The organism is Citricoccus sp. I39-566 (genome assembly GCF_031432995.1).
GTDB classification, from domain to species: Bacteria; Actinomycetota; Actinomycetes; order Actinomycetales; family Micrococcaceae; genus Citricoccus; species Citricoccus nitrophenolicus_A.
This window is the reverse complement of sequence record NZ_CP133842.1, coordinates 1,782,314-1,796,715: the sequence shown is the minus strand read 5'-3', so window position 1 is coordinate 1,796,715 and position 14,402 is coordinate 1,782,314. Positions and strand designations below refer to the sequence as shown.

General features: G+C 71.5%; 14 protein-coding genes. All 14 read right to left on the bottom strand.

Annotated features, from left to right (window positions below; genetic code table 11):
• Positions 1 to 101: 101 nt before the first annotated feature.
• The 14 genes from RE421_RS08290 to rimP all read right to left on the bottom strand — a co-directional run bounded on the left by RE421_RS08290 (position 102) and on the right by rimP (position 14,388).
• Positions 102 to 1,415 carry a pitrilysin family protein gene (locus RE421_RS08290; RefSeq protein ID WP_309808653.1) on the bottom strand — a complete coding sequence of 438 codons (1,314 nt, stop codon included), beginning with the start codon at positions 1,413 to 1,415 and terminating at the stop codon, positions 102 to 104.
• Positions 1,416 to 1,785: 370 nt separating this feature from the next.
• Positions 1,786 to 2,268, bottom strand: a complete 483-nt coding sequence (locus RE421_RS08285) for a DUF2809 domain-containing protein (RefSeq protein WP_309808651.1) — start codon at positions 2,266 to 2,268, stop codon at positions 1,786 to 1,788.
• A 163-nt stretch (positions 2,269 to 2,431) separates the two neighbouring features.
• Positions 2,432 to 4,708, bottom strand: a complete 2,277-nt coding sequence (locus RE421_RS08280) for a polyribonucleotide nucleotidyltransferase (protein WP_309808649.1) — start codon at positions 4,706 to 4,708, stop codon at positions 2,432 to 2,434.
• Between the two features lie 248 nt (positions 4,709 to 4,956).
• Positions 4,957 to 5,226 carry a 30S ribosomal protein S15 gene (rpsO, locus tag RE421_RS08275; protein ID WP_309808647.1) on the bottom strand — a complete coding sequence of 90 codons (270 nt, stop codon included), beginning with the start codon at positions 5,224 to 5,226 and terminating at the stop codon, positions 4,957 to 4,959.
• A gap of 79 nt (positions 5,227 to 5,305) precedes the next feature.
• Positions 5,306 to 6,100, bottom strand: a complete 795-nt coding sequence (locus RE421_RS08270; RefSeq protein ID WP_309808645.1) for a class I SAM-dependent methyltransferase — start codon at positions 6,098 to 6,100, stop codon at positions 5,306 to 5,308.
• Positions 6,097 to 7,062 carry a bifunctional riboflavin kinase/FAD synthetase gene (locus RE421_RS08265; protein ID WP_309817224.1) on the bottom strand — a complete coding sequence of 322 codons (966 nt, stop codon included), beginning with the start codon at positions 7,060 to 7,062 and terminating at the stop codon, positions 6,097 to 6,099. The genes RE421_RS08270 and RE421_RS08265 overlap by 4 nt, the downstream gene beginning before the upstream one ends.
• Before the next feature lie 52 nt (positions 7,063 to 7,114).
• The gene (locus tag RE421_RS08260; protein ID WP_309817221.1) at positions 7,115 to 7,489 is read right to left on the bottom strand and encodes a hypothetical protein; all 375 of its coding nucleotides are present in this window, start codon (positions 7,487 to 7,489) and stop codon (positions 7,115 to 7,117) included.
• Between the two features lie 64 nt (positions 7,490 to 7,553).
• Positions 7,554 to 7,913, bottom strand: coding sequence for a hypothetical protein (locus RE421_RS08255; protein ID WP_309808642.1), 360 nt, complete (start codon positions 7,911 to 7,913; stop codon positions 7,554 to 7,556).
• Positions 7,910 to 8,866 carry a tRNA pseudouridine(55) synthase TruB gene (truB, locus tag RE421_RS08250; RefSeq protein ID WP_309817218.1) on the bottom strand — a complete coding sequence of 319 codons (957 nt, stop codon included), beginning with the start codon at positions 8,864 to 8,866 and terminating at the stop codon, positions 7,910 to 7,912. Before truB ends, RE421_RS08255 begins: the two co-directional genes overlap by 4 nt.
• 32 nt (positions 8,867 to 8,898) lie before the next feature.
• Positions 8,899 to 9,351, bottom strand: a complete 453-nt coding sequence (gene rbfA, locus RE421_RS08245; RefSeq protein ID WP_309808639.1) for a 30S ribosome-binding factor RbfA — start codon at positions 9,349 to 9,351, stop codon at positions 8,899 to 8,901.
• Between the two features lie 56 nt (positions 9,352 to 9,407).
• Positions 9,408 to 12,308: a translation initiation factor IF-2 gene (infB, locus tag RE421_RS08240; protein WP_309808636.1), complete on the bottom strand. Its 2,901-nt coding sequence runs from the start codon at positions 12,306 to 12,308 to the stop codon at positions 9,408 to 9,410.
• A gap of 135 nt (positions 12,309 to 12,443) precedes the next feature.
• On the bottom strand, positions 12,444 to 12,755 hold the full coding sequence (locus RE421_RS08235) for a YlxR family protein (protein WP_309808633.1): 312 nt from the start codon (positions 12,753 to 12,755) through the stop codon (positions 12,444 to 12,446).
• Positions 12,756 to 12,816: 61 nt separating this feature from the next.
• Positions 12,817 to 13,785, bottom strand: coding sequence for a transcription termination factor NusA (nusA, locus tag RE421_RS08230; protein WP_309808630.1), 969 nt, complete (start codon positions 13,783 to 13,785; stop codon positions 12,817 to 12,819).
• Positions 13,786 to 14,388 (bottom strand): ribosome assembly cofactor RimP, encoded by a 603-nt coding sequence (gene rimP / locus RE421_RS08225; RefSeq protein WP_309808627.1) that lies wholly within the window; start codon positions 14,386 to 14,388, stop codon positions 13,786 to 13,788.
• Between the last annotated feature and the right edge of the window lie 14 nt (positions 14,389 to 14,402).

The following is a 14,402-nucleotide window of genomic DNA, read 5'->3' as shown; positions in this document are numbered from 1 at the left end:
CCCCCCGGGCACCAGCTCGACCCCTGGCGGACCGATGTCGTCCAGACTGTTGCACGCATCACTCCGAGTCAAGCAAATCGGGTCCAACACGCCGTGTCGCCTCAGCCCCCGGGGCCGACGACCACCGTGGCCCGGGGCGAGTCCGCCATCCGGCGGGCCACGACCTGCACGTGGTCCGCCGTCACGGAGTGCAGGCGCTCGAGCGCGCCGTCCAGGTCCACGAACTCCCCCGTCACCAGTTCGGCCCGCCCGAGCCGGGACATCCGGGAACCGGTGTCCTCGAGGCCCAGGACGGTGCCGCCGGAAAGCTGCCCGCGGGCCCGGTCCAGTTCCTCCGCCGTCATGCCGTGCTCGGCGAGTCGTTCGAGTTCGGCGACCATGAGGTCCGCCACCGCGGTGGCCTTCTGCGGTGAGCACCCCGCGTACAGGCCGAAGTAGCCGGCGTCCGAGTAGCCGGCGTGGAACGAGTAGGTGTTGTAGGCCAGTCCCCGCTTCTCGCGGACCTCCTGGAACAGCCGCGAGCTCATCCCCCCGCCCAGGGCGGAGTTCATCACGGCCAGCGCGAAGCGGGCCGGGTCCAGCGTGTGCATCGAGCGCCCGCCCACGAGCACGGATGACTGTTCCACCGGACGGGCGATCCGGTGCACGCCCTCGGCGATCCCGGCCCCGGCATAGACGTGGCTGCGCCGCGGAGCCGGCGCGGCCGACTCGGGGAGGTCCCACCCCGAGCGCTCCAGAGCCTGAAGCACGAGCCGGCACACCTGGTCGTGGTCCAGGCCGCCGGCCGCGGTCACCACGAGCTCGTCCGGGCGGTACCAGTGGCGGTAGTGATCCAGTACCCGGTCACGGGTCACGGCGTGGATCGCCTCCGGGGTGCCGCCGATCGGCCGGCCCAGGGGGTGGCCGTCCAGCAGCTTGGCGGCGAGGGCCTCGTGGGCGGTGTCGATCGGGTCGTCGGCGTCCATGGCCAGCTCCTCGAGGATGACGCCGCGCTCGGTCTCCAGCTCCTCGGCGTCGATCAGCGCCGAGGTGACCATGTCCGTGATGACGTCGATGGCCATGGGCAGGTCGGTGTCCAGCACCCGCGCGTGGTAGCACGTGGACTCCTTGGCCGTGGAGGCGTTGGACTCGCCCCCCACCCGGTCGAACGCCGTGGCGATGTCCATGGCCGAACGGCGCGGGGTGCCCTTGAACAACAGGTGCTCCAGGAAGTGGGTGGAGCCGAACCCGCCCTCCGCCTCGTCCCGCGAGCCCACGGCGACCCAGAATCCGATGGTGACCGAGCGCTGGTCCGGCATCGACTCCGTGAGCACCCTGACACCGCCCGGCAGGACCGAGCGCCTGACCACGGAACCGTGGCCCGCCTCTTGGATGGTTCCGGTGAAGTCGGCGGGGATGGGGAAGGTGGGGGTCATGATTCCGAAACTACCAGCGCCGCGCCCTGGGCCCGTCAGGCATGCACGCGTCCCGGCGGCGCGTCCCGGACGCGACTTCAGGCAGCCGACCTGAAGGTGACGGTGACGGCCGGCCCCTGCCTGGTCAGGACTGACCCGCGGGCACCACTCCGGCGCAGACACCTGGCGTCTGCCGCTCAGGCGGCCCCGGCGGCTCCGGCGGCTCAGCCCGAGCTGCGGCCGGCCGCTCCATCCACATCGATTCATCGAACATGTGTACTACTCTAGGGGCCGCCACGGACACGATGGGCTCCAGACCTCGCGACGGTGGATGACGGGCCGTCACCGGCGACCTGTGCAGGAATCGTCCACTCGAGACGGAGTGCAGGAATCAGCGCACGCGGAGCCGCCGTCCCAGCAGCGCATCGACGGCACCGGCCACGGCTCCGCCGGCGGCATAGGACAGCAGGTCCACCCACGCGAAGCCCGTGCCGAGGACCAACCGCGCCGGCCACCACTCCTCCGCCAGCGCCAGGGGCAGTCCGGTCAGCTGGAACAGCTCGATGAGCCAGCACAGCACCACGGCCACGCCGGTCACCACCCTGGGCGCCCTCCGCGGAGCGCACCACGCCACGATCAGGTAGACCAGCACCGCGTACAGGGCATCGCCAGTCGGGCCGGTCCAGGCCCCCTCGGCCAGGGACCGCACTCCCAAGCCCAGGCCCACCGTCGCCACGGCCGCCGCGGCCAGCGCCGGCCGCCGGGGCCGACGTCGATCCCTCACCTCCGCGGACCGGCCTGCGCCGGGCGGCGCGGCCGGCGGGCGCACGGTGGACGAGGACGAGGACGAGGACGAGGACGAGGCAGAGTTCACCCCGTCCATTAAACCGGGGCAGCAGCCCGGCCCCTGCTGCGGATCTCCCCCACGGCGGTCTTCAACGGCCGATGGCCCGCACGTGACGTGCGGGCCATCGGCTACAGGCGGTGGGCCCTGAAGACGCTGCGAACCACAGCGCGGGGGTCCTGCTATCGGGAGATCAGTTCTCCTCGGAACCCTCGGCGTCGGAGCCCTCGGACTCGGCCGCACCCTCTGAATCCCCGGCCTCGCCGCCCTCGACCACGGGGGCCAGGGACAGCTTGCCGCGGTCGTCGATCTTGGTGATCTCGACCTGGATCTTCTGGCCGACGCCGACGACGTCCTCGACGTCCTCGACGCGCTTGCCGTCGTTGATCTTGCGCAGCTCGGAGATGTGCAGCAGGCCGTCCTTGCCCGGGGTGAGGGACACGAACGCACCGAAGGTGGTCAGCTTCACCACGGTGCCGAGGTAACGCTCACCGACCTCGGGGACCTGCGGGTTGGCGATGGCGTTGATCATGGACCGGGCCGCCTCGGCGGACGAGCCCTCGGTGGCTCCGATCAGCACGGTGCCGTCGTCCTCAATGGAGATGTCCGCACCCGTGTCGTCCTGGATCTGGTTGATCATGGCGCCCTTCGGGCCGATGACCGCACCGATCTTGTCCACGGGGATCTTCACGGCGATGATCCGCGGGGCGAACTCGCTCATCTCGTCCGGGGCGTCGATCGCGGCATTCAGGACACCCAGGATGTGCAGGCGGGCCTCACGGGCCTGGGTCAGCGCGGCGGCCAGCACGGAGGCCGGGATGCCGTCGAGCTTGGTGTCCAGCTGGATCGCGGTGACGAACTCGGAGGTGCCGGCCACCTTGAAGTCCATGTCACCGAACGCGTCCTCGGCACCCAGGATGTCCGTCAGCGCCGCGTAGCGGGTCTGGCCGTCCACGGTGTCCGAGACCAGGCCCATGGCGATGCCGGCCACAGGGGCCTTCAGCGGCACGCCGGCGTTGAGCAGGGACAGGGTCGAGGCGCAGACCGAACCCATCGAGGTGGAGCCGTTGGAGCCGAGGGCCTCGGAGACCTGACGGATCGCGTAGGGGAACTCCTCGCGGGACGGCAGCACCGGCACCATGGCCCGCTCGGCGAGGGCGCCGTGGCCGATCTCGCGGCGCTTCGGGGAGCCCACGCGACCGGTCTCGCCGACGGAGTACGGCGGGAAGTTGTAGTGGTGCAGGTAGCGCTTGTGCGTCTCCGGGGCCAGCGAGTCGATCTGCTGTTCCATCTTGAGCATGTTCAGCGTGGTGACACCCATGATCTGGGTCTCGCCGCGCTCGAAGATGGCGGAGCCGTGCACGCGCGGCAGGACCTCCACCTCAGCGGTCAGCTTGCGGATGTCCGTCAGGCCGCGGCCGTCGATGCGGACCTGGCTGGTCAGGATCGACTGGCGCACCGCCTTCTTGGTGGCGGCCCCGTAGGCCTTGGAGACCTCGCCGCGGCGCTCCTCGAACTGGGTGCCCTCCCCGGCCAGGGCCTCGAGGACCTCGGCGCGGTAGGCGTCGTCGGCGTTCTGGCGCTCCTGCTTGTCGGCGATCGAGTAGATCTCCTGCAGGCGGGCGCCGGCGAACTGCTCCACGGACTCGTAGACGTCGTCCTCGTAGTCCTTGAAGATCGGCACCTCGATCGGCGCCTTGGCGGCGCGCTGGGCCAGGTCGGCCTGGGCCTCGCACAGGGCCTTGATGAACGGCTTGGCGGCCTCGAGGCCTTCGGCCACGATCTCCTCGGTCGGGGCGGTGGCGCCCTGTTCCTTGATGAGGCTCCAGGAATCGGGGGTGGCCTCGGCCTCCACCATCATCACGGCGATGTCGTCACCGGCCACGCGGCCGGCCACGGCCATGTTGAACACGGCGTTCTTCAGCTGGGAGTACTTCGGGAAGGCCACCCACTGGCGGTTGCCGGCGCCGTCGTCGATCAGGGCCACGCGCACGCCGCCGATCGGGCCGGAGAAGGGCAGGCCGGAGAGCTGGGTCGACATGGAGGCGGCGTTGATGGCCACCGTGTCGTAGACCTCGTCCGGGGCGATCGAGGTGACGGTGATGACCACCTGGACCTCGTTGCGGATGCCCTTGGTGAAGGCCGGGCGCAGCGGGCGGTCGATCAGGCGGCAGGTGAGGACGGCGTCCGTGGACGGGCGGCCCTCACGGCGGAAGAAGGAGCCGGGGATGCGGCCGGCGGCGTACATGCGCTCCTCGACGTCCACGGTCAGCGGGAAGAAGTCGAAGCCCTCCCGCGGGGACTTGCCGACGGTCGTGGCCGACAGCATCGAGGTCTCCTCGTCGATGTAGACCATGGCCGCGCCGGCGGCCTGCTGGGCCAGGCGGCCCGTCTCGAAGCGCACGACGCGCTGGCCGTAGGTGCCGTTGTCGATGACGGCTTCGGCGAACTTGATCTCGGGACCCTCCATGGGTGGGTGTCCTTTCGTCTCGCCCGGCACGTCACCACCCGGTCTTCGATCGAAGCCCCCGGACGCCCGGACGCTGCGGTCTGGAGGATTCCGGAAGCCACTGTCGAGGACCGCGAATGGATTCGGGCTCGGGGCGTGGTGGTTGATGACGGGGCCGGGCACATATGGTGCCTGCCCCCAGACAAGACTAGAGGCGGCGACCCGAATGGGAAAACCCCCACACCGGGACGCCGCCTGAAGTCAGGACGCTACTTGCGCAGGCCGAGACGCTCGATCAGCGCGCGGTAGCGGCCGATGTCGGTCTTGGCCAGGTAGCCGAGCATGCGACGACGGCGACCGACCATGGCCATCAGGCCGCGGCGGGTGTGGTGGTCGTGCTTGTGGGACTTCAGGTGTTCCGTCAGGTCCGAGATGCGACGGGACAGCACAGCGATCTGCACTTCCGGGGAACCGGTGTCGCCCTCGTGGGTGGCGTATTCCTTGATGATGTCCTGCTTGACGGCGGGGTCGAGTGCCACGCGAACTCCTTGTCGAAGAGTTGTGCCGCGATCATGAACGGTGACCCCGCCACCGCGGACTACAGCGGGCACCAGCGCATCAGTCTACCAGAGCGGCCCGCACCGCGAACGTCAGGTACGGCAGCTCGATCGGCTCGCCGGCGGAGAACCCGAGGTGCTCCAACAGGTACCAGTCCAGGTTCGTGGTCATCCTCGTCCGGATGGCCGCTGGCGACCGGAGCCAGTACGACCGCGAGGCCATCAGCGCGTGGAGACCGGCCGGCGTCGTGCGATCCGTCCAGCGCACCTGGTGGTGCTCCTCCGCGCCGAAGGGCGCCCGGGTGCGCCGCCGGTCCGGGTCCGCGGCGTGGACGTCCCCGGCGTGCATGATCCGGGTGAGCCGGTGCACCCACGGTACCGTGGTGTCCAGCTGGTTCCACACCAGGGCCAGCGTGCCCCCGGGCCGCAGCAGCCGGACGGCCTCCGCCGAGCCGGCGTGGGGGTCGATCCAGTGCCAGGCCTGGGCGCTCGTGGCCAGGTCGAAGCCGCCGCCCGGCAGTCCGGTCCGCTCCGCGCGGGCCTGCACCGCGGTGGCGGTGGGCACCGCTCGCCGCAGCGGTCCCAGCATGGAGGCCGAGGGGTCGACGGCGGTCACCTCCAGGCCGCGTGCGGCCAGCAGGCGCGTGAAGAGCCCGGTCCCGGCGCCGAGGTCCACGGCGGTGCGGGCGCCCGCGGGGACCATGAAATCGACGATCTGCTCCGGATAGGTGGGGCGCACCGCGTGGTAGTGCTCTCCGCCGGCCTGGAAGGCGGCGCCGAGGGTGCGCCGGGAGGCCTCGTCCAGCCGGGGGTCGCCGGCGGGGCGGGGCGGGACGGGCGGGTCCGGGCGGCTCACCGGTGGGGGTCGGCCGGAACGGCTGCCAGCACCTCTCGGGTGCGGTCCACGTCCTGGCTCATCTGCTCGATCAGCTTGGGGACGCCCTCGAACGCCACCATGCCGCGGAGCCGGTCCACGAACTCCACCGTCACGAACTGCCCGTAGAGGTCGAAGTCCTCGACCTGCTCGTGGGGCCGGTCGATCACGTGGGCCTCCACCACGCGGGAGACGCCGTCGAAGGTCGGGTTGGAGCCCACGGAGATCGCCACGGGCCACCGGCGACCCGACTCGTCGTGCAGCCAGCCGGCGTAGACGCCGTCGGCGGGGATCATGCCCTGGACCTCGTCCGAGAGGTTGGCGGTGGGGAAACCGAGCTCGCGGCCACGCGCGAAACCGTGGACCACCTCCCCGTGCACGCGGTGCCGGCGGCCCAGGACGCCGGCCGCCGCGCGGACGTCGCCCTCCCGCAGGGACTCGCGGATCCACGTGGAGGAGCAGCGGCGGTCCTCGCCGAAGTCCGCCACGTCGATGACCTCGAAGCCGTACTTCCGGCCCAACCGGACCATGGTGCCGAAGTCCCCGGCGTTGCGGAAGCCGAAGCGCACGTCCCGGCCCACCACCACGGCCCGGGCATTGACGGCGTCCACGATCACGTTCTTCACGAACTCCTCGGGGCTCTGCTGGGCGAACTCGAGGGTGTAGTGGATGACGAGCATGGCGTCGATCCCCCGGTCCCCGATCAGCCGGGCCTTCTCCTCGTAGCCGGTGATGGCCTCCTGGAGGTCGTTCGGGCGGTGCACCACGCGGGGATGCGGGTCGAAGGTGATCGCCACGGCGAGCGCGCCGGCGGCCCGCGCGGTGGAGACCACCTGGTCCAGGACCTGGCGGTGGCCGCGGTGCACGCCGTCGAAGTTGCCGAGGGTGACCACCGAGGGGGCGGGGTCACGGGGTACGGCGGTCAGGCCGTCCCAATAGTGCATCGGAGTGCCCTCCCGCCCTTCGCGTGTGCTCACCAGTCGATTATCCACCCGATCACGGGTGCGGCTGCACCGGGGCCCGTCCGGGGCGGTGCGCCAGCAGCCAGGCCATGCCGAGGACCGGCAGCACGAGCGGGATGTAGCCGTAGCCGGCGCCGAAGCGGCTCCAGACCGTGTCATCGGCGAACAGCTGCGGGTCCAGCACCGTCCACAGGCCGATGCCCACCACGCCGAGCAGCTCGATGCCGACGGCCACGAGGGAGACGGACCAGGCGGTCCGCCCCGAGCGGGCCAGGGACAGCGTGGCCACGATGTAGACCGCGGCGGCGAACCCGGAGAGCAGGTACGCCAGCGGGGCCTCGTCGAAGTGCACGAGGATCTGGTAGATCGACCGCGCGAAGGAGGACAGCGCGAAGACCGCGTAGACCATGACCAGGATGCGGCCGAGCCCCTGGTTGCGCTTCACCTGGCGGGTCGTCCCCGGGGTCGCCACATCAGCCAAACCAGATCACCTGCATCCTGTGCAACATCACGAAAATGGTGGGTCCCACCGCCGCCATCACGAGGTTGGACCAGCGGGTCCTGTCCGTCACCGCCCAGACGAACGCGACCACGGGCACGATCAGCGCCGTGATCACGTAGCCCCAGAACTCCCACAGCTCGCCCTGGACCGGCTGGGCGCCCCCGCGCACCAGGGCCCCGGCGCCGTAGACGAGCAGGAACAGCTCGACGGCGGCGATCGAGAGGATGGACAGGTCGTCGGGAAACCTCCGCAGGACCGTCATCACCACGCACACCACCAGGGAGAGCGCGCAGACCGCGGTGCCCGCCCAGAACCAGGCATCGGCGATCATGCGCCACCTGCCGTTCCGGGGGCGGCGGCGGGGGCGAAGACGACCTCCGGCTTGGCCGAGACCTCCTCCGGCGCCCCGGACCGCCCCGGGCGTGCCTGGTCGGAGATGAGGGCGATGACGGCACCGTCCGGATCCTGCGCGGCCACCATGCCCTCGGCGCCGGTGGCGGGGATCCGCCGGCCGAAGGACAGCTCGGAGGCCTCGTGCGCGCTCAGCCGGCGCACGGGGAACAGCCCGGCGGCGGCCGCGGACAGCTCGGTCGCGGTGAAGCGGACCGCGAGGTCCTCGAGCCCCACGGCATCCGCCACGGAGAAGGGCCCGACGGCGGTGCGCCGCAGGGCGGTCAGGTGGCCGCCGGTCTCGAGCGCCTCCCCCAGGTCCCGGGCCAGGGCCCGGATGTACGTCCCGGAGGTGCAGTCGACCTCGACGTCCACGTCCACCGTGGTGCCGTCCGCGGCGCGGCGGTACCCGGTGACCTCGAAGCGCCGGATGGTGACGGGGCGGGCCGCCAGCTTCACGTCCTCGCCGGCCCGGACGCGCTGGTAGGCCCGCTGGCCGTCCACCTTGACGGCGGAGACGGCCGAGGGGACCTGCTGGATGTCCCCGGTGAGGCCCGCGATGGCGGCGGTCACCCGGTCCGGGGTGACCGCGTTGGCCAGCCGGGTCTGCAGGACCTCGCCCTCGGCGTCGTCCGTCACGGTGGAGACGCCGAGCCGGATGGTCGCCTCGTAGGTCTTGTCCGAGCCGGTGATGGCCGTGAGCAGCCGGGTCGCCTTGTTGAACCCGACCACCAGCAGCCCGGTGGCCATCGGGTCGAGGGTGCCGGCGTGGCCGACCTTGCGGGTGCCGGCCAGCCGGCGGACCTTGCCGACCACGTCGTGGGAGGTCAGGCCCGCCGGCTTGTCCACGAGCACCAGGCCGGAGGCCTGGGTGCCGGGAGCGCCCTCGGGCAGCTCCCGGCCAGGGGTCCGTGGGGAGGTCCCGCTCAACGGGCCGTGTCCTCGTCCCCGTCCGGGCCGGCGTCGGGCTTCCTGTACGGATCCGCGTCCCCGGCGAAGGTGGCGTTCTCACGCAACCGGGCCAGCTCGGCGTCCCGCTCCCGGGCCTGGGCGAGCACCTCCTCGAGGTGCGCGGCCGTCTCGGGGACCTCGTCGGCCACGAACTCCAGGGTCGGGACGAGCCGGATGGTCAGCTGACGTCCCACCTCGTGCCGGAGGGCACCGTGGTTCTCCGTCAGGACCTCCCGGGCCCCCTCCGCCGCGGCGGCGTCACCGAGCACCGTGTAGTACACGGTGGCGTGCTGCAGGTCGTTGGTCACCCGCACCTCGGTGAGGGTGATGGCCTCGGCCCGCTCGTCCTTGACCCGTTTGCGCAGGGCCTCGGCGACCAGGACCTTGATCCTCTGGGCCAGCCGGGCCGCGCGTGCCTGATCCACCATGGGCTCAGTCCTCTCCTACTCGTTGTGCTGCTTTGCCTGCGGACCGTCGCGTCGGATCAGACGCGCGGCTTCTCCTGCATCTCGAAGGTCTCGACGATGTCGCCTTCCTTGATGTCGTTGAAGCTGCCCAGGCCGATACCGCACTCGTAGCCCTCGCGGACCTCGGTGGCATCGTCCTTGAACCGGCGCAGGGACTCGATCTTGAGCTTGTCCGCCACCACGTTGCCGTCCCGCACGAGGCGGGCCGAGGCGTTGCGGCGGATGAGCCCGGAGCGGACCAGGGAGCCGGCGATGCTGCCCCACTTGGAGGAGCGGAAGACCTCGCGGACCTCCGCGGTGCCCAGCTGGACCTCCTCGTACTCCGGCTTGAGCATGCCCTTGAGCGCATTCTCGATGTCATCGATCGCGTCGTAGATCACCGAGTAGAAGCGCATGTCCACGCCCTCCTTGTCGGCGAGGTCGTTGACGCGCTCGGCCGGGCGGACGTTGAAGCCGATGATGATGGCGTTGTCCACGGTGGCCAGGTTGACGTCGTTCTGCGTGATGGCACCCACCCCGCGGTGGATGACGCGCAGCTGCACCTCGGCGCCGACCTCGATCTCGAGCAGGGAGTCCTCGAGGGCCTCCACGGCGCCGGAGGCGTCGCCCTTGATGATGAGGTTGAGGGTGTCGATCTTGCCCTCGGCCACGGCCTGGTCGAAGTTCTCCAGGGAGATCCGCTTGCGGCGCTTGGCCAGCATGGCGTTCCGGTCCGCGGCCTCACGCTTCTCGGCGATCTGGCGGGCGGTGCGGTCGTCCTCGGTCACGAGGAAGGTGTCACCGGCCCGCGGCACGGAGGACAGGCCCAGCACCTGGACCGGACGCGACGGCGGCGCCTCGGTCACAGTGGTGCCGTCGTCGTCGAACATCGCGCGGACACGGCCGTGGGCGTTGCCCACCACCATGGTGTCCCCGACGCGCAGGGTACCGGACTGCACGAGCACCGTCACCACGGCGCCGCGGCCCTTGTCCAGGTTGGCCTCGATGGCCACACCGCGGGCGCCCTTGTTCGGGTTGGCGGTGAGCTCCAGCGCGGCATCCGACGTGAGCAGGATGGCCGAGAGCAGCTCGTCGATGTTCAGGTTGTTCCGGGCGGAGACGTCCACGAACATCGTGTCGCCGCCGTACTCCTCGGGCACCACGCCGTACTCGGCGAGCTGGCCGCGGATCTTGTCCGGGGAGGCCTCGGGCTTGTCGATCTTGTTGACCGCGACCACGATCGGCACACCGGCCGCCTGGGCGTGGTTCAGCGCCTCGACGGTCTGCGGCATGACGCCGTCGTCCGCGGCCACCACCAGCACGGCGATGTCCGTGACCTTGGCACCACGGGCACGCATGGCGGTGAACGCCTCGTGGCCCGGGGTGTCGATGAAGGTCAGGCTGCGGTCGTCCTCACCGTGCTGGAAGTCCACCTGGTAGGCGCCGATGTGCTGGGTGATGCCACCGGCCTCGCCCTCGATGACCTTCGTGGAGCGGATGGCGTCCAGCAGGCGGGTCTTGCCGTGGTCCACGTGGCCCATGACGGTGACCACGGCCGGACGCTTCTCGAGGTCCTCGGCGGTCTCGGCCTCCTCCTCGGCGTCGAGGTCGATGTCGAAGCCCTCCAGGAGCTCCTTGTCCTCGTCCTCCGGGGAGACGATCTCGATCCGGTAGCCCAGCTCCTCGCCGAGCACCGCGAAGGTGTCCTCGTCCAGGGACTGGTTGGCGTTGGCCATCTCACCGAGCTGGAACAACACGGTCACCAGCGAGGCGGCGTCCGCGTTGATCTTCTCGCCGAAATCGGACAGGGAGGAGCCGCGGCGCAGGCGGATGACGGTCTCGCCGTCCCCGCGCGGGACGCGGACGCCGCCGATCTCGCGCGTGCGCTGCTGCTCCATCTCCTGGCGCTTCGCGCGCTTCGACTTGCGCTGCTTGCCCCGCGGGCCGCCACCGCGGCCGAACGCACCCTGGGTGCCGCCGCGACCGCCGCGGGCTCCGCGCGGGCCGCCGCCGGCAGGACCGCCGCCACCGGGGCCACCGCCGCCGGGACGGCCGCGTCCACCGGCACCCGGACGGGCGGAGGCCGGCTGCGGCTTGTTGATGTGGCCCGGCATCATGTTCGGGCTGGGGCGCGCGCCCCCCGGACGGGGGGCACCGGCACCCGCGCCGGCAGCCGCCGGACGCGGACCACCGGGGCGGGGACCGCCGGCACGCTCACCGGCATCCGGACGCCCCGAACGCATGCCCTGCTTGGGCGCGAACGGGTTGTTGCCGGGACGCGGACCACCGGGACGGGGGCCACCGGGACGCGGACCGCCCGGGCGTTCGCCGCCGCGCTCGTCGGCCCGGGGGGCGGACTGCTTGGAGGTGAAGGGGTTGTTGCCCGGCCGCGGGGCGGCCGGCTTGCTAGCGGCCGGCTTGGCGCCGCCCGGCTTGGGTGCGTCCGGTCGGGACGGGGCCGCCGGCGTGGGGGCACCCGGGCTCGCCGCGGCGGGCTTGGCCGGGGTGTCCTGAGCGGGCGTCTCCGGGCCGGGGGCCGCCGGGGTGGCAGGAGCGGCCGGTGCCGCGGCACCCGGCGTGGGGGCCTTCGGCGCGGTGGGCGTGGCCGGGGCCTTCGGCGCAGCGGGCTGGGCGCCCGGCTTCGCGGCGGCGGGCTTCGCGGCGGCGGGCTTCTCCGCAGCGGGCTGCTCCGCGGCCGGTGCGGCGGGCTGGGCGGGAGCCGGCGCGGCGGCGGGCTTCCCGGTGGACCCCGAGGCCGGCTTGGCGGCTGCCTTCGGGGCGGCGTCCGCATAGGCGGAGCGCAGCTTCTTGACCACCGGCGGTTCGATGGTCGAGGAGGCGGAACGGACGAATTCGCCCATGTCCTGAAGCTTGTTCAGGGCCTCTTTGGATGAAATGCCGAGCTCTTTGGCGAGCTCGTGGACGCGGACCTTGGCCACGGTTCTCCTGTTCTGGTCCGCGTCGTGGCCTTCAAGGGAAGCCTCAGCAGCTCCCTCGGGCCGTGTCAAGCGGACCGTAATGACGGGTGGTGTTCATCGTTGGGCACTCATCGTGTGGTGCTCATCGGGTTTCCATCAGATCTCTGACCCGCTTTCGTTGTCGTTCTTCGGCGCCGGTGCCCCCGGTCGCGCGGCCAGCAGTCCGGCCAGGGAGGTCGCGTCCACGCGGCCTCGGAAGGCCCGGTTGAACGCGCCCCGCTTCAGGGCGGCCTGCAGGCAAGCGTCGTCCGGATGGAGCCAGGCCCCTCGGCCCGGCATGCGGCGGCGCCAGTCGGGGACCACGGATCGGGAACCCGTGACTCCGTCCAGCACCAGTCGCACCAGCTGGGTGTGGTCGTCCTTCCCCCGGCATCCGATGCAGGTGCGCACCGGGGTGTGTGCCTGCATGAACACGCCTGCTTACGTCAGGAGAGGGAAATGGACCTCACTCAGTCTACCCCAGTCCTTCTCAGCCGGCGTCGCCGCCGGCGATGTCGATGCGCCAGCCCGTCAGCTTGGCGGCCAGGCGGGCGTTCTGCCCCTCCTTGCCGATGGCCAGCGAGAGCACGTCCCGCGGGACCACCACGCGGGCCGAGCGGGTGGCCTCGTCCACGATCTCGACCGAGGTGACGCGCGCCGGGGAGAGTGCGGAGGAGATGAACTTCGCCGGGTCCTCGCTGAAGTCCACGATGTCGATCTTCTCGTCGTTCAGCTCGCTCATGACCGCGCGGACGCGGGAGCCCATCTCCCCGATGCAGGCGCCCTTGGCGTTGATGCCCGGCTTGGTGGCCTTGACCGCCATCTTGGTGCGGTGCCCGGCCTCGCGGGCCAGGGCCAGGATCTCCACGGAACCGTCCGCGATCTCGGGGACCTCCAGCTCGAAGAGCTTGCGGACGAGCCCCGGGTGGGACCGCGAGAGGGTGATCGAGGGGCCCTTGAGACCGCGGTGCACGTCCACCACGTAGGCGCGCACCCGCTGCCCGTGGGAGTAGTCCTCGCCCGGGACCTGCTCCGGCGGCGGCAGCACGGCCTCCACGGAGCCCAGGTTCACCTGGATCATGTGCGGGTTGTTGCCCTGCTGGATCAGCCCGGAGAGGATCTCACCCTCGCGGCCCTTGAAGTGACCCAGGACGTTGTCGTCCTCCGCGTCCCGCAGGCGCTGCAGGATGATCTGCCGGGCGGTGGACGCGGCGATGCGGCCGAAGCCCTGCGGGGTGTCGTCGAACTCGCCGACGGCCTGGCCGGCCTCGTCCGTCTCGGTGGCCCAGATGGTGACGTGGCCGGACTTGCGGTCGATCTCGGCGCGGGCCCGCGAGAGGGCGCCCGGGGACTTGTGGTAGGCCACCACCAGGGCCTGTTCGATGGTGGGGACGAGACGGTCCAGGGGGATCTCGCGCTCGGTCTCCAGCATCCGCAGGGCGCTCATATCGATGTCCACTTAGACCTCCGTCTTCACTTCTCCGGTGGCGGCACCTGCGCCGCCGCGGGTCAACTCTACCTGCACGGTGGCCGGGCCCAGACGGTCGTAGGGGTGGCGTTCCGGCTCGCCCACCTTCGCCGGCATCCCCTTCTTGGCGCCCGGCCGCACCGGCACCAGCACGACGCCGGCCTCGTCCGCCGACTGGATCCGTGCGGTCAGTGCGGGGCCGGGTGCGGCACCGGCCGGCTCCGCGCCGCCGTCGGGCCCGGCGTCGGCCTCGATCTGCACCTCGACCAGGCGCCCCACGTTCCGGCGCCAGTGGCGCGGTTCCGTCAACGGCCGGGAGACCCCCGAGGTGGAGACCTCGAGCTGGTACGGCTCGGTGCCGAGGCTGGGCAGGTCGTCCCCCGCCGCGTCCAGGGCGGCGGAGACGGCCCGGGTGGCCTCGGCCAGTTCGTCCAGGTCCAGCCCGGCGGTGCCCTCGGAACGGTCGACGACGACTGTCAGGACCCGCTGTCCGGGCTCGCCGCCCGCGGTGGTCGATTCCAGGAGCAGTCCGAGGGGGTCGACGGCGGCGGAGACCAGCGCATCCAGTCCGGTGGTGTCAGGCGAGGTGTTCATGGGGTCCATTCAAG

What these genes read in the sequence shown, in the direction of transcription:
- RE421_RS08260 (WP_309817221.1), bottom strand. Translation starts at nt 7,489, where the DNA reads ATGGTCTACGCGGTCTTCGCGCTGTCCTCCTTCGCGCGGTCGATCTAC.
- rbfA (WP_309808639.1), bottom strand. Translation starts at nt 9,351, where the DNA reads ATGGTGGATCAGGCACGCGCGGCCCGGCTGGCCCAGAGGATCAAGGTC.
- RE421_RS08290 (WP_309808653.1), bottom strand. Translation starts at nt 1,415, where the DNA reads ATGACCCCCACCTTCCCCATCCCCGCCGACTTCACCGGAACCATCCAA.
- RE421_RS08265 (WP_309817224.1), bottom strand. Translation starts at nt 7,062, where the DNA reads ATGCACTATTGGGACGGCCTGACCGCCGTACCCCGTGACCCCGCCCCC.
- RE421_RS08235 (WP_309808633.1), bottom strand. Translation starts at nt 12,755, where the DNA reads ATGCAGGCACACACCCCGGTGCGCACCTGCATCGGATGCCGGGGGAAG.
- RE421_RS08280 (WP_309808649.1), bottom strand. Translation starts at nt 4,708, where the DNA reads ATGGAGGGTCCCGAGATCAAGTTCGCCGAAGCCGTCATCGACAACGGC.
- rimP (WP_309808627.1), bottom strand. Translation starts at nt 14,388, where the DNA reads ATGAACACCTCGCCTGACACCACCGGACTGGATGCGCTGGTCTCCGCC.
- RE421_RS08255 (WP_309808642.1), bottom strand. Translation starts at nt 7,913, where the DNA reads ATGATCGCCGATGCCTGGTTCTGGGCGGGCACCGCGGTCTGCGCGCTC.